13 protein-coding genes are annotated in these 13,757 nt (G+C 74.4%); 5 read left to right on the top strand and 8 right to left on the bottom strand.

Annotated features, from left to right (window positions below):
- Positions 1-29 precede the first annotated feature (29 nt).
- Both ACFY0X_RS07220 and ACFY0X_RS07215 read right to left on the bottom strand, forming a co-directional pair.
- A complete protein-coding gene (locus ACFY0X_RS07220; RefSeq protein ID WP_387750028.1) occupies positions 30-470 on the bottom strand; it encodes a molybdenum cofactor biosynthesis protein MoaE in 441 nt (146 codons plus the stop codon).
- A gap of 110 nt (positions 471-580) precedes the next feature.
- Positions 581-1,729, bottom strand: coding sequence for an NAD-dependent epimerase/dehydratase family protein (locus ACFY0X_RS07215; protein ID WP_387750025.1), 1,149 nt, complete (start codon positions 1,727-1,729; stop codon positions 581-583).
- A gap of 199 nt (positions 1,730-1,928) precedes the next feature.
- Here ACFY0X_RS07215 and ACFY0X_RS07210 point away from each other — a divergent pair, with 199 nt between their 5' ends.
- Together ACFY0X_RS07210 and ACFY0X_RS07205 are read left to right on the top strand one after the other, a co-directional pair.
- Positions 1,929-3,443, top strand: a complete 1,515-nt coding sequence (locus ACFY0X_RS07210) for a zinc-dependent metalloprotease (protein ID WP_387750022.1) — start codon at positions 1,929-1,931, stop codon at positions 3,441-3,443.
- Positions 3,440-4,057: an NUDIX hydrolase gene (locus tag ACFY0X_RS07205; RefSeq protein ID WP_387750019.1), complete on the top strand. Its 618-nt coding sequence runs from the start codon at positions 3,440-3,442 to the stop codon at positions 4,055-4,057. The genes ACFY0X_RS07210 and ACFY0X_RS07205 overlap by 4 nt, the downstream gene beginning before the upstream one ends.
- Before the next feature lie 123 nt (positions 4,058-4,180).
- Here the strand turns inward: ACFY0X_RS07205 and ACFY0X_RS07200 are convergent, their stop codons facing one another.
- Positions 4,181-4,765 carry a M48 family metallopeptidase gene (locus ACFY0X_RS07200; RefSeq protein WP_387750016.1) on the bottom strand — a complete coding sequence of 195 codons (585 nt, stop codon included), beginning with the start codon at positions 4,763-4,765 and terminating at the stop codon, positions 4,181-4,183.
- Between the two features lie 402 nt (positions 4,766-5,167).
- Here ACFY0X_RS07200 and ACFY0X_RS07195 point away from each other — a divergent pair, with 402 nt between their 5' ends.
- A complete protein-coding gene (locus ACFY0X_RS07195) occupies positions 5,168-6,256 on the top strand; it encodes a ThiF family adenylyltransferase (protein ID WP_387750013.1) in 1,089 nt (362 codons plus the stop codon).
- Positions 6,257-6,877: 621 nt separating this feature from the next.
- Positions 6,878-8,260 (top strand): ABC1 kinase family protein, encoded by a 1,383-nt coding sequence (locus ACFY0X_RS07190; RefSeq protein WP_387750010.1) that lies wholly within the window; start codon positions 6,878-6,880, stop codon positions 8,258-8,260.
- Positions 8,261-8,380: 120 nt separating this feature from the next.
- Here ACFY0X_RS07190 and ACFY0X_RS07185 read toward each other — a convergent pair whose 3' ends face one another.
- The 4 genes from ACFY0X_RS07185 to ACFY0X_RS07170 all read right to left on the bottom strand — a co-directional run bounded on the left by ACFY0X_RS07185 (position 8,381) and on the right by ACFY0X_RS07170 (position 12,301).
- Positions 8,381-8,779: a hypothetical protein gene (locus ACFY0X_RS07185; RefSeq protein ID WP_387750007.1), complete on the bottom strand. Its 399-nt coding sequence runs from the start codon at positions 8,777-8,779 to the stop codon at positions 8,381-8,383.
- The gene (locus ACFY0X_RS07180; protein ID WP_374120130.1) at positions 8,776-9,144 is read right to left on the bottom strand and encodes a WhiB family transcriptional regulator; all 369 of its coding nucleotides are present in this window, start codon (positions 9,142-9,144) and stop codon (positions 8,776-8,778) included. The genes ACFY0X_RS07185 and ACFY0X_RS07180 overlap by 4 nt, the downstream gene beginning before the upstream one ends.
- Before the next feature lie 170 nt (positions 9,145-9,314).
- On the bottom strand, positions 9,315-9,761 hold the full coding sequence (locus tag ACFY0X_RS07175) for a hypothetical protein (RefSeq protein WP_387750004.1): 447 nt from the start codon (positions 9,759-9,761) through the stop codon (positions 9,315-9,317).
- Positions 9,762-10,033: 272 nt separating this feature from the next.
- On the bottom strand, positions 10,034-12,301 hold the full coding sequence (locus tag ACFY0X_RS07170) for an ATP-dependent DNA helicase UvrD2 (RefSeq protein ID WP_387750001.1): 2,268 nt from the start codon (positions 12,299-12,301) through the stop codon (positions 10,034-10,036).
- Positions 12,302-12,465: 164 nt separating this feature from the next.
- On the opposite strand from ACFY0X_RS07170, the gene ACFY0X_RS07165 reads away from it, so the two are divergent.
- A complete protein-coding gene (locus ACFY0X_RS07165; RefSeq protein ID WP_387749999.1) occupies positions 12,466-12,723 on the top strand; it encodes a mycoredoxin in 258 nt (85 codons plus the stop codon).
- A gap of 167 nt (positions 12,724-12,890) precedes the next feature.
- Here the strand turns inward: ACFY0X_RS07165 and ACFY0X_RS07160 are convergent, their stop codons facing one another.
- Complete coding sequence (locus ACFY0X_RS07160; protein ID WP_387749995.1) at positions 12,891-13,730, bottom strand: GntR family transcriptional regulator; 840 nt, start codon at positions 13,728-13,730, stop codon at positions 12,891-12,893.
- Positions 13,731-13,757 lie beyond the last annotated feature (27 nt).

The following is a 13,757-nucleotide window of genomic DNA, read 5'->3' as shown; positions in this document are numbered from 1 at the left end:
CTCCCGGTTCCGGCGCACCGCGACCGGTCTCAGCAGCCGCCGGCCCCGACCCACTCCTCCTCGCCGTCGGCGAAGACCTGGTGCTTCCAGATCGGCACCTCGTGCTTGAGGTCGTCGATCAGCCGACGGGCGGCCGCGAAGGCCTCGCCGCGGTGGTCGCAGGAGACGGCGACGATCACGGCCTTGTCACCGATCCCCAGCCGGCCCACCCGGTGGACCGCGGCGAGCGCCCGGACCGGGAAGTCCGCGGCCACCTTCTCGGCGATCCGGCGCATCTCCCGCTCGGCGGTGGGGTGGCAGCTGTACTCCAGCACGGAGACCGACTTGCCGCCGTCGTGGTCCCGGACCGTCCCGACGAAGACGGTGGTGCCGCCGGCCGCGTCGTCGCCGACCGCCTCGTACACCTCGTCCAGCGAGAGCGGGGTGTCGCGGACGGCGAGCAGCCGGATGGGGTCGTGGTTCTCGGACATGACCCCATGATTGCCCATCCGGGACGGTCCACGGCAAGAGCCTTCCGCATCACGACGGGGAGATTTCGCATCGTGAGAAACGGCGTCGGTCGACCGGCTCGCGCGGCCGGTCAGAACCTCCGCCGCTTTCGGGCCCGGCGCACCAGCGCCGCCGTACCGACCAGCGCCACCGTCGCCCCGGCCGCCCCCAGGCTGGTCGCCGCCTCCTTGCCGCCCAGCCGCCGCCCGGCCACCGCGTGCTTGCCCGACACCTGCTCCAGCAGCTCGGCCAGCACCCGCTCGTTGGTGTGCGCCGGGCGCCAGCCCGCCTCGTGCAGCCGGCTGCCGGACACCACCCACGGGTACATCGTGTACGCGAGGTCGCCGGCCGGGGCCGGGGTCAGGCCCAGCCGGTGCAGCCGCGCCGCCGTGCCCAGCGCCAGCGAGGCCGGCAGCTCCATCCGCCGGATCCCGGACAGCCGCTCGACGTCCTCCTGCTCCAGCCAGCCGTCGCAGCCGACCGTCACCTCGCCCTCGACCAGGCCCAGCGCCGCGTACTCCAGCGCCGCCGCCAGGTCGTCCACGTGGCAGAACTGCCAGCACGGCCGGGAACCGGCCACCACCAGCAGCCGGGGCGCCTCGAAGTGCCTGGTCAGCACGGTGTCCACGCCGGGGCCCACCACCACGGCCGGGCGCAGCACCGTCACCTGGAGGCCCGGGTGGGCGCGCGGCGCCCGGCGGGCCAGCCGCTCGATCTCCAGCAGGTCCCCGACCAGCGAGGCCTCCTCGGTGGCCCGCAGCTCGGAGTCCTCCGCCAGCGGCACCTCGTTGTCGGCCAGCGCGCCGTAGACCATCGCCGAGGTGCACAGCACCACCCGGTGCACCCCGGCGGCCGCGGCCGCGGTCAGCACCGTCTGGGCGCCGCGCACGTTGTAGGCGCTGCGGGCCCGGGCGTCGGACTCCATGCCGAAGTCCATCGCCAGGTGCACCACCACGTCGACCCCGGCCAGCCGCTCGGCCACCGCCGGGTCGCGCACGTCGAGCACCCGCCACTGGACACCCGGCACGTCGCCGCGCCGGTCGTCCACCGCGAGGACCCTGCGCACGTGCGGGGACGCCACCAGCCGGGCGGCCACCCGCTCGCCGAGGACACCCGCGGCGCCGGTGACCGCCACGGTCAGCGGCCGTCCGCCGTAGGCTGGAGACGGCGGCGCCGTGGTGTCCGGCGCGTCCTCTCCTCCGGTCAGCCCAGAGCGAACGTCCGAGGGCGGGGAACTCACCGGCCATCCTCCACGGTTAGCTTTATGTGCGTACGGACGTGTGTCACGTACGTCCATCCTGCCCGAGGCGAAGGCCCGGCGGTGCACCCGGCGCGGGCCTGCCGCACGGGAGCCGTCCCCGAGTCCCCCACTCCGCCGCCGCCCCGGGCGCAGACTTTTCCGCCACACCCGCATGACGGCCGACCGGATCGAGGACCCCGTGAGCGACCTTCCCTTCGGATTCGGCGTTCCTCCCGAGGAGCCCGAGGACGGCAAGGCCAAGCCCGACGACGCGCAGAAGAAGAAGGACCAGGAGCAGTCCGGCAGCGGTCCGCAGCCGTTCGGCTTCGGCGGCGGCAACCCCTTCGGCGCGATGTTCGGGATGCCCGGCGCCCCGGGCGGCCCCGGCGCCGACAACCCCTTCGCGGCGATGTTCGGCGGCATGAACCCGGGCGACCTCGGCGCCGCCTTCCAGCAGCTCGGCCAGATGCTCTCGTTCGAGGGCGGCCCGGTGAACTGGGACCTCGCCACCAACATCGCCCGCCAGACCGTGGTCGCCGAGCCCGCCGAGGGCAAGAGCAAGGACCGCTCGGTCAGCGCGGCCGAGCGCTCCGCCGTCGTCGAGGCCGTCCGCCTGGCCGACCTGTGGCTCGACGGCTCCACCGAGTTCCCCTCCGGCGCCGGCACCGCCGTCGCCTGGAGCCGCGCCGAGTGGATCGAGGCCACCCTCCCGGTCTGGAAGGACCTGGTGGACCCGGTCGCCGAGCGGGTCGGCAACGCCATGGGCGGCGTCCTGCCCGAGGAGATGCAGGCCATGGCCGGCCCGCTGATGGGCGTGATGCGCTCGATGGGCGGCGCCATGTTCGGCACCCAGATCGGCCAGGCGCTCGGCGCGCTCGCCGGCGAGGTGGTCGGCTCCGCCGACGTCGGCCTGCCGCTCGCCCCGGCCGGCAAGGCCGCGCTGCTGCCGCAGAACGTCGCCGAGTTCGGCGAGGGCCTGAACGTGCCCGCCGACGAGGTCCGCCTCTACCTCGCCCTGCGCGAGGCCGCCCACCAGCGGCTCTTCGCCCACGTGCCGTGGCTGCGGGCCCACCTGCTGGGCGCCGTCGAGGCCTACGCCCGCGGCATCAAGGTCGACACCTCCCGGATGGAGGAACTGGTCGGCCAACTCGACCCGACCAACCCGGAGGCCCTCCAGGAGGCGCTGGCCGGCGGCCTGCTCCAGCCCGAGGACACCCCCGAGCAGAAGGCCGCGCTCGCCCGCCTGGAGACCGCCCTCGCCCTGGTCGAGGGCTGGGTCGACGCCGTCGTGCACGCCGCCGCCGCACCGCACCTGCCGCAGGCCGGCGCGCTGCGCGAGACCGTCCGCCGCCGCCGCGCGGCCGGCGGGCCCGCCGAGCAGACCTTCGCCACCCTCGTCGGCCTGGAACTGCGCCCGCGCCGGCTGCGCGACGCCTCCCGGCTCTGGGCGCTGCTCGCCGACGCCCGCGGCATCGAGGGCCGCGACGCGCTCTGGGAGCACCCGGACATGCTGCCCACCGCCGCCGACCTGGACGACCCGGACGCCTTCGTGCACCGGGGCTCCGCCGACGACCTGGAGGGCGGCATCGACTTCGACGCCTTCGACAAGCTGCTCGGCGAGGCCGCGGCCGGCAAGCCCGACCTCACCAAGAAGGACGAGCAGCCGAAGGGCGACGAGGACGGCACCGACGGAAAGGGCGAGCCCACCGCATGACGGCCACCGAGACGACCGCCACCGGGGCCCCCGGCACCGGAACCCCCGCCGTCGGCCTGCACGCGGACGCCGTCCGCACGCTGACCGGGTGGCGGCCCGCCGACCAGGACCAGGAGCGGCTGCGGCTCGACTACCTGGAGCACCTCGCCGCGCAGCCGGAGGGCCTCTACCGCTCCTGCCTGCCCGCGCACATCACGGCGAGCGCGGCGGTCGTCGACGCGGCCGCCGGGCGGGTGCTGCTCACCCTGCACCCCAAGGTCGGCATGTGGCTCCAGATGGGCGGGCACTGCGAGCCCGGCGACCGCGACCTCGCCTCGGCCGCGCTGCGCGAGGCCGTCGAGGAGTCCGGCATCCCCGACCTGGTGCTGCTGGAGAGCGGCGGCGCCCCGGTGCCGGCCAAGCTGGACCGGCACCTGGTCCGCTGCACCGGCAAGGACCGGCCGGAGAACACCCACCTGGACGTCCAGTACATCGCGCTGGCCCCGGTCGGCGCGCAGGCGCTGATCAGCGAGGAGTCGCTGGACCTGCGCTGGTTCGACTACGACCGGCTGCCGGAGCTCACCGACCACTCGGTGCGCGACCTGGTGGCGCGGGCACGGCAGCTGACCAGCTGAGGTGCGACAGCGGAAGGGGGCGCGGACCTTGTCGGTCCGCGCCCCCTTCCGTCGTTCCTCCGGTCGAACCGACCGGCCTGCGGCTCACACCGCTCCGGCCCCGGACCTGAACCCGCCGCGGCCTCAGCCGCAGGAGGCCGCCGGATCCGGCCCGGTCGGACTCGGGGCCGCGTTCCGCGCGCCGGGGATGTGCGGCAACCGGGCGGCGGAGACCACGCCCTCCAGGTAGCCGCGGGCCCGCTCGGTCCGCGGGTAGGCCTCCAGCAAGGCCCAGAACGCCGGACCGTGGTCCGGCACCAGCAGGTGCGCCAGCTCGTGCAGCAGCACGTAGTCCAGCACGTACTCGGGCATGCCCTGGAGACGGTGGGAGAGGCGGATCGTCCCCTCGCTGGGGGTGCAGGAGCCCCAGCGGGAATTCTGGTTGGTGACCCAGCGGACCAGGCTGGGCCGGGCGCGGTCATCCAGGTACGCCGCCGACAGCTCGCGGGCCCGGGCCATCAGGGCCTCGTCACCGGGGATCCGCCGGGACTCCTGGGCGGCGAGCTTCTCCAGCATCTGCGCGACCCAGCGCTGCTCCTCGGCGTGCGACATCCGGGCCGGAATCAGCACGACGGTGCGATCGCCCTCGCGGTAGGCGGAGACGGTACGGCTGCGGCGGGCGCTGCGCCGCACCTCGACCCGGCCGCGGTCGTGCGCCTCGGGGGGCACGGCGCCGGTGGGCGGCGGCGGGGCCGGCCTCGGCTGCTGCCGCTGGTCCGGGCGCCCGCGCGTGTTCGGCGCCGCGACCTGCGACCCGGACGCGGCACGGGCACGCCGACGCGACGCCGGTGGATGGGAGTCCCGCTCGGCTGCCATGGCACACGACGTTACCCCGTACCACGGACAGAAGTCCGCTGCCATGGCCGGAATCTTTCATGGAGTGATCGGGAACGAAAAGTCGACGGCGGGTGTCCGGAAACCGACGCCGGGGAGGATGGCCGGTTATCCACAGGGCGTGCGAACGGATGGCGTGATCATATGCACGTCCCTGTGGATAACTTTCCGCACGACACCGCCGCGATGGGGCAAGCTGCGGTCAGCCGTCCGGAAACGATCGGAAGGGAGATCGTCGTGCGCCTCGCCCTCAAGCCCGCGCTGTCCCGCAGCTGGCGGGACTCGGAAACCCTGCAGTTCGGCACCGTCACCCGGTTCGCCGGGGTGCTCGGCAACGCCGACAAGACCCTCTGCGACTTCCTCGCGCTGCTCGACGGGACGCGCGACCGACCGGAGCTCCTCGACGAGGGCGAACGCATCGGGCTCGGCCGCGAACCGGCCGACGCCCTGCTCACCGGGCTGGAGGAGACCGGCCTGCTGGACGACGCCGAGGCCGGCGCCCGGGCACTGGCCCGCTTCCCCTCGCAGCAGCGGGCCGTCCTCGAACCGGACCTCGCCTCGCTCTCCCTGGTCCACTCCGGGCCGGGCGCCGCACCGGCCGTCCTGGGCCGCCGGGCCGACACCCGGATCGAGGTGCGCGGCGCGGGCCGGGTCGGCGCCGCCGTGGCGGCGGTGCTCGCCGCCGGCGGCACCGGGACGGTCACGGTCGCGGACGGCGGCCGGGTGAAGCCCGGCGACTGCTCCCCGGCCGGGCTGACGCCCGGGGACGTCGGACGGCTGCGCTCGACGGCGGCCCGGGAGGCGGTGCAGCGCGCCGCCGGCCGGCCTCCGGCTCCGGTGCCCCGGCGCCGGCCCGGGGACCCGCCACCGGACTTCGTGGTCCTCGCGCCCCGGGACGGCAGCGCCGCCTTCGCGGGCGGGACGTACGAGGCCCGGCTGCTGCTGCGGGCCGGGGTGCCGCACCTCTACGTGGGCGTGGTCGAGGAGTTCGGCATCATCGGGCCGCTGGTGATCCCGGGGATGTCGGCCTGTGGGCACTGCCTGGTGCTGCGGCGGGAGGACGAGGACGCCGCCTGGCCACGGGTGCTGGCCCAGCTGGCCGACGCAGGCCCCGGCCGGGCCCGTACCCCGGCGTGCGACACGGCGCTGGCGACGGCGGTCGCCGGCTTGGCGGCACTGCACGTCCAGGTGTTCCTGGACGGCGGTCGGCCACCGAGCGTGGACGGCTGGTGCGAGGTCTCGGCCGGGGACGGCATGCCACGGCGCCTGCGGCTGCGCGGGCATCCGGACTGCGGCTGCCTGTGGCAGCCGCTGCCGCCGGCGTGAGGAGCGGGGACGGAGGAGTAGGAGGAGCAGGACCGAACTGACGGGAGCAGGCCCGGCGGCTGCACGGCTCGGCAGCCACCGGCCTCCCCACGGCACCGCGGGCACCCACCCGGCCGGACGAGCCGACGGCCAGGTGAGCCCGCGGTCCCGACCAACCCCGGACCGGGGTCGACGCCCCACGGGGGCGGGCACGAGAGGCCTTCCGAGGCCCGCGCCCTGCCCCGGGCAGGGCGCGGGCCTGCACACGGGAACGGGGAACCCACCACTCGGGGCACGAGCCGGGTGGGTGGGTGGGTGGGCAGGGCGGTGGGTGGGCGGCGGGTGCGGCGGGTGGTGGGTGGTGAGGGCGGGCGGGTGGGGGGGAGGGGGGAGGGGGCCCCGGGAAGCAAGCAACGTCACAACTCTCCTCCGCGCAGGAAGTCGGCCGAGCCGACTTCCTGCGCACAACCCCCAGCACCCACCCCCGCCCCACCCGGACCAAGCCCCCCAACTCCCCGCAAAGGGAGGCCGCTCCCGCCCCGCCCCGCGGAATTCCGGCGGGCACGTAGCGGGGAGCGGGCACAATGGCGTAGAGATGGTCGGCCGCCCGGCACCGGGGGGCCATGGGAATGGAGGCCCGGGGTGAGCGATCTTCCGCGCAAGGCAGTGACCCGCACGGCACGGCTCGCCGCCCTGCCGCTGGGGATAGCCGGCCGCGCCACGCTCGGCCTGGGCAGGCGGATCGGCGGCCGCTCCGCCGAGGTGGTCACCGCCGAGCTCCAACAGGCCACCGCCGACCAGCTGTTCAAGGTCCTCGGTGAACTCAAGGGCGGGGCCATGAAGTTCGGGCAGGTGCTGTCCGTCTTCGAGGCCGCGCTGCCCGAGGAGGTCGCCGGGCCGTACCGGGCGGCGCTCACCAAGCTCCAGGACGCCGCTCCCCCGATGCCGGCCGCCAAGGTGCACACCGCGCTCGCCCAGCGGCTCGGTGACGACTGGCGCGAGCTGTTCCGGGAGTTCGACGACCGGCCCGCGGCCGCCGCCTCGATCGGCCAGGTGCACAGGGCGGTCTGGCACGACGGCCGCACGGTCGCCGTCAAGGTGCAGTACCCGGGCGCGGGCGACGCGCTGCTCGCGGACCTCTCGCAGCTGAGCCGGGTGGCCTGGCTGCTGGGCCCGCTGATCCCGGGGCTGGACATCAAGCCGCTGATCGCCGAGCTGCGCGAGCGCGTCTCCGAGGAACTGGACTACGAGCTGGAGGCACAGGCCCAGCGCCGGCACGCCGAGGAGTTCACGGACGACCCGGACATCGTGGTGCCGGGCGTGGTGGCCCAGGCGGACCAGGTGCTGGTCACCGAGTGGATGGCCGGCACCCCGCTGGCCGAGGTGATCGCGGGCGGCACCCAGGAGGAGCGCGACCGCGCCGGGCAGCTGCTGGCCCGCTTCCTGTTCGCCGGCCCGTCCCGGACCGGTCTGCTGCACGCCGACCCGCACCCGGGCAACTTCCGGCTGCTGAAGGACGACGGCCCGGTGTCGGGCTGGCGGCTGGGCGTGCTGGACTTCGGCACCGTGGACCGGCTGCCCGGCGGGCTGCCCGCGCCGATCGGGGCCTCGCTGCGGATGGCGCTGGCCGGGGACGCGGCGGGCGTGCTCCGGATGCTGCGCGAGGAGGGCTTCGTGAAGCCCTCGGTCCGGCTGGACCCGGACGCGGTGCTGGACTACCTGCTGCCGATCATCGAGCCGGCCGCGGTGGAGAACTTCCACTTCACCCGGACCTGGATGCGCGCCCAGGCGGCCCGGATCGCCGACCCGCGCTCGCCCGCCTACAACCTGGGCAAGCAGCTGAACCTGCCCCCGGCGTACCTGCTGATCCACCGGGTGACGCTGAGCACCATCGGAGTGCTCTGCCAGCTGGGTGCCAAGGCGCCGTTCCGCGCGGAGATGCTGGAGTGGCTGCCGGAGTTCGCCGACCACCGGCCGGCGAAGTCCACCGGGGCCGACGAGCCCGCCCGGGTCCGCAAGGACTGACCCCCGGCGCCGCGACGACGGCCGCAGGCCGCTCCCCCACCAAGGGGAGCGGCCTGCGGCACGACGGGGGTGGACCGGAGTCCGGCGAGGGCCCGCGAAGGACGGGCCCACGGGGGCGCCCTACATCAGCGCGACGGCGAGCGCCTTGCGGGCCCGCATCGAGGCCCGCTCGGCCCGCTGCCTGAGCCTGCGGGCCCGGATGACGCGGGTGACGAGCCGTTGGTTCTCGGCCTCGTGCAGCCTGTCTTGCATATGGGCACGGGCCAGGGATTCGTGGAGGAGTTGCATCTCGAGGATCCTGTTCTGGGTCTGGAGTTCGGTGGCCTGCTCGGCGCGGGCGGTGGGATCGACGGCGGCGGGGTTCATGTCGTGGTCCTGCTCGTGGTGCTTGCTCGGGAACGGGATGCGGGCTGCGGCGTCGGCCTTGGCGGCGGCGATCCGCACGGATCGGCGGAGGGCGCTGTCCAGCGGGGGCTGCTCTCCCCTGCGGACGGCCCTGGGCTCGTCGGCGGGGTTCACGCCATGACCTCGGTCTTGCGCGGACGGCCACGGGGACGCTTGCGGGCCACCACGACGCCCTGGACGAACAGCTCGCCACCCCAGACGCCCCACGGCTCACGCCGCTCCAGGGCGCCGGCCAGACAGGCGTCCTTCACCGGGCAGGTGCCGCAGAGGGACTTCGCGTACTCGACGTCGGCCGGCGTCTCGGCGAAGAAGACCTCGGGGTCGAAGGCGCGGCAGGGGATGGGGAGACCGAGGGACTCGGCCTGCTCGATCGAGCTGAGCTGCATGGAAGGAACCTCCGGGGGGTCGGCCTGGTCGGCCTTGGTGATCTGGCTTGTCGGCGGTACGGACGGGGTGGGCGGTGTGATGACCGTGGACACTGTGGGCGTCTTCCTCGTCTTTTCTCAGTGGTTCCGGCCCAGGGGACTGGTGGTGCTGGGCCGGAGGCCCCGGAGGGCCTGGGTGGTCTTGCGTACCGGACAAAACAGAAGGGCCGCGGATCCCGGTGTGACGGGTTCCGCGGCCCTGGAGGTGCCGACCTGAGGCTGGCTCAGGTTCGTTCTCTCCAGGGTTCAGGGCCGCGGAAGGCCTGCATCCGGATGGCCATGGCGCCGATGAAGGCGGCCTTGGCCTGGTTGATCTGCTGCTCGTTCTGCTTCTGGGCGTTTTCGGCACCGATGACCTGCGCATAGCCGCCATGCGTGGCGGCGGCTACGGCCGCCTTCGGTGCCTGGATCGGTCGCTCATCGCGCGGGGAGCACGACGTGCCGAACGACGCCCAGTCACGGGACAGACCGGTCTCGACAAAGGTGCCGTCGACGCTCCTGCTGCCCGTGAAGCACAGATCAGTGTGTCCAAGACCACTGACAACGGGGGCGACGGAGACACCGGTGGTGTCGAGACCCAGACCGGTTCCACCGAGCTCGGCGAGCGCCCGCAGACGGGCGGCACGCAGGGAGGCAGCGACAACGGTCTGGCCAGTCATTTTGGTGATCATGATGTTTCCCACTGTCTTCGCCTCCTCTCGGCGTCTCGCGGAGCCTGGTCTCCCTGGCTCCGAATGTTCGGATGTCTGTCTCGGTGAAGCTCTCGGGCGAGGGGCGTGGGCACAGGTTTCACCCCGTGCGACCGCGTCCCCTTGACCGCTCCGGCAGGCTATTGCGCTCCCGGTACGCGGCGCAAACTATTTTTCACGCGAGTTCTTCGGCACGTCACACATCGGGTTGCGCAGCCTTCGAAAGCGGCCCCCTGGACCGTGCCCGGACCGGCTCACGCCGGATCGACCGGACCGCCGTCCTCGACGTCGTCCGGATCCTCCTCGGGCTCCTCCCCCGCACACAACGAGAGCACGGCCGCCCCGTACTTGTCCAGCTTCATGGCCCCGACCCCGGAGATGGCGGCCAGCTCACCGCGCCCGGCGGGCACGTCCTCGGCGATCGCCATCAGCGTGGCGTCGGTGAACACCACGTAGGCCGGCGCGCCCTGCTTCTTCGCCTGCCGGGCCCGCCACTCGCGCAGCCGCTCGTACAGCCCCTCGTCCATCGTGGACGGGCAGCTCTCGCAGCGGCGCAGCTTGCGTTCGACGGCCTCGGTGAGCACCTTGTCGCAGACCCGGCACTTGACCGGTCCGCGGACCCGCCGCGCGGCGGAGCGTTCGCCGGGCTCGACGCCCCCTCGCCCGCCGCGTGCGCCGGTGCGCGCGCCCGGGGCGGCGGAGCCGGGGCGCAGCCCGTCCAGGAAGCGGCTGGGCTTGCGGCTGGCCCGGCCGCCCGGGGAGCGGGAGAGCGCCCAGGAGAGGGTGAGGTGCTTGCGGGCGCGGGTGACCCCGACGTAGAGGAGGCGGCGCTCCTCCTCGACCTGTTCGTCGGTCTTGGCGTAGATGATCGGCAGGGTGCCCTCGGTGAGGCCGACCAGGAAGACGGCGTCCCATTCGAGGCCCTTGGCGGCGTGCAGCGAGGCGAGCGTGACGCCTTCGACGGCGGGGGCGTGCTGGGCGGCGGCGCGGGCGTCCAGTTCGGCGACGTAGGCCGCGAGGTCGGTGGCCTGGCCGGCCTCGGTGCGGGTACGTTCGAACTCCTCGGCCAGCCGGACGAGGGCGGCGAGCGACTCCCAGCGGTCCCGGACGGCGCCGGAGCCGGCCGGGGGTTCGGCGGTGAAGCCGCGGGTGGCCAGCACGGCGCGGACCTGGCCGGCCAGGTCGGGGGCGCCGTCGGTGAGCGGGTCGGAGGCGGCCCGGGCGGCGCCGCGCAGCAGTACGCCGGCGTCGCGGACCTCGGGGCGTTCGAAGAACCGTTCCGCGCCCTTGAGCTGGTAGGGGACGCCGAGGTCGGCGAGGGCCTGTTCGTAGACCTCGGACTGGCCGTTGGTGCGGAACAGCACGGCGATCTCGCTGGCGCGCACCCCGGCGGCGAGCAGTTCCTTGATCCGGCGGCCGGTGGTCTCGGCCTCGGTGGGCTCGTCCTCGTACTCGGTGTAGACGGGGTCGGGGCCGGCCTCGCGCTGGGAGACGAGTTCCAGGCGGTGCCGGGCGGCCTCGCCGCGGGCCTGGGCGAGCAGTCCGTTGGCGAGGTGGACGACCTGGGGGGTGGAGCGGTAGTCGCGGACCAGCTTGACCACCGTCGCCCCGGGGTGCCGGTTGCGGAAGTTGAGCAGGTAGTCGGGGGTGGCGCCGGTGAAGGAGTAGATGGTCTGGCTGGCGTCGCCGACGACGCAGAGGCTGGCGCCGCCGTCGGGGCCGGTCCACTGGTCGAGCAGGCGCTGCTGGAGCGGGGAGACGTCCTGGTACTCGTCGACGGTGAAGTGCCGGTACTGGGAGCGGACCTGGTCGGCGATGTCCGGGCGGTCCTCCAGGATGGCGGCGGTGAGCAGCAGGACGTCCTCGAAGTCGATGCTGCCGCGGCGGCTCTTGGCCTCCTCGTAGACGCGGTAGACCTGGGCGGTCTCGGCCGGGTCGCGGGGGGCCTCCCGGCCGGACTTGGCGACGGCGACGGGGTAGTCCTCGGGGGCGATCTGGGTGACCTTGGCCCATTCGATCTCGGCGGTGAGGTCGCGCAGTTCGGTGCGCTGGACGCGCAGGCCGCAGCGGCCGGCCGCCTCGGCGACGAGTTGGACCTTGCGTTCGAGGAGCTGGGGGACGGGGCCGCCGACGGCGCGGGGCCAGAAGTACTGGAGCTGGCGCAGGGCGGCGGCGTGGAAGGTGCGGGCCTGGACGCCGTCGGCGCCGAGCTGGCGCAGCCGGCCGCGCATCTCGCCGGCGGCGCGGGCGGTGAAGGTGACGGCGAGGACCTGTTGGGGGTGGTAGACGCCGCTGCGCACGCCGTAGGCGATCCGGTGGGTGATGGCGCGGGTCTTGCCGGTGCCGGCGCCGGCCAGGACGCAGACGGGGCCCTGCAGGGCGGTGGCGACGGCGCGCTGCTCGGGGTCGAGCCCGGCGAGCACGGCGTCCGGGCCCGTGGCGGCGCCGGGGTCGGCCCAGGGGGAGCCCTGGGGGCCGTCGTACGGGCTGCCGCTCAAGAGGTCTTCCTGCATGCGTTCCATCCTCTCAGCCCGGTGGGACAACGCGGACGGAGTTGTCCACAGGCCCGGTCCGATCGCAGGATGATCGCTCCGCACGACGGTCGACGGCGGGCCGGAATGCCCGCCGCCCGGTGGACGTTCCCTCCGGAGACCGTACGCACCCCTCTTCCGAAGGAGCCCCCTCGATGTCCGGCAGCGTGACGATGTACAGCACGACCTGGTGTGGGTACTGCAACCGGCTCAAGAGCCAGCTGGACCGTGAAGGCATCGGCTACACCGAGATCAACATCGAGGAGGACCCGGCGTCGGCGTCCTTCGTCGAGTCGGTGAACAACGGCAACCAGACCGTTCCGACGGTGCTGGTGACGCCGGCCGGCGGGGGCGAGCAGGTCGTGATGACGAACCCGAGCCTGCTGCAGGTCAAGAAGGCCCTGGCGGCCTGAGCCGGTCAGGGCCGGGCCCGCAGGACCCGAGCCGAACAGCCCCGGGTCGAACAGCCCCGGGTCGATCGGGCCCGCGCCGAACCGGGCTGAGCCCGTAGGACCCGGGCCCGCGGGGCGCGGGCACCTGCCCGTCCCCGCCGGGCCCGGGCCGCCGGGGCCGGCGCGCGTCACGGCGCGTCGGCCCGGGCCGGGTCGACGGGCGTGGCGGGCGCGGGCAGGGTGGTGCGCGCGCCGAGGTCGCCGACGCCGTAGACGAGCCGGCTGCGGTCGGCCGAGTAGCGGGTCTCGATGACCCGTACGGGCCCGCGCCGGTCGTAGGTGACGCGGGTCTGCACCATCAGCGGGACGCCGGGCCCGCCCTGGAACCACTGGGCCTCCTCGGGGCCCGGCATCCGCGCGACCAGGTGGTCCACCGCGCCGATCTCGGTGCGCCCGAGGGTGGCGAGCACCGCCTCGTCGCCGCCCTCGACCGGGTCGGGCTCCATCAGCGGGGTGCCGGCGGCGAGGCCGGCCCGGTAGTGGCTCTCCTCGATGGAGTACGGCTCGCGGTCGAGCAGCCGCAGCTGGCGGCGGACCACGATGGCCTCGCCGGGGCGCAGTCCGAGCCGTTCGGCGATGTCCACCCGGGCCCGGACGATCATCATCTCGAAGTCGGTGCCGAGTTCCCGCCCGGCCTCGGCGGCTTCGCCGAGGTAGACGGCGGAGGGCGTGGCGAGGCAGTCGCGCGGGGCGGGGGTCAGGCCGGGCCCGTAGGCGCGGTGGTCCAGGACGGGGTGCTCGCGCAGGTACGTGCCCTTGCCCTGGAGGCGGACCAGTCGGCCCTCGTTGACCAGGACGTCGACGGCGAGCCGGACGGTGTTGCGGGCGACGCCGTACTGGCGCTCCAGTTCGCTCTCGACCGGCAGGGCGGCGTCGGCGGTGAACTCGCCCTCGGCGATCCGGCGGCGCAGGTCCGCGGCGAGGCGCTGGTATTTGGGGGATTGGGCGGTGCCCCGGGGGATTGTCACCCTCGTGAATGTAGCGAGCGGGGTGAG

Origin of the sequence: Kitasatospora sp. NPDC001547 (genome assembly GCF_042894165.1) — a bacterium.
Classification (GTDB): domain Bacteria; phylum Actinomycetota; class Actinomycetes; order Streptomycetales; family Streptomycetaceae; genus Kitasatospora.
The sequence above is the reverse complement of the archived record's forward strand: the minus strand, read 5'-3'. Positions and strand labels throughout refer to the sequence as shown.

Bases quoted from the DNA above. Each gene is read 5' to 3' on its own strand.
- ACFY0X_RS07205 (WP_387750019.1), top strand. From the start codon at position 3,440: ATGACGGCCACCGAGACGACCGCCACCGGGGCCCCCGGCACCGGAACC.
- ACFY0X_RS07165 (WP_387749999.1), top strand. From the start codon at position 12,466: ATGTCCGGCAGCGTGACGATGTACAGCACGACCTGGTGTGGGTACTGC.
- ACFY0X_RS07170 (WP_387750001.1), bottom strand. From the start codon at position 12,301: ATGGAACGCATGCAGGAAGACCTCTTGAGCGGCAGCCCGTACGACGGC.
- ACFY0X_RS07220 (WP_387750028.1), bottom strand. From the start codon at position 470: ATGTCCGAGAACCACGACCCCATCCGGCTGCTCGCCGTCCGCGACACC.
- ACFY0X_RS07175 (WP_387750004.1), bottom strand. From the start codon at position 9,761: ATGATCACCAAAATGACTGGCCAGACCGTTGTCGCTGCCTCCCTGCGT.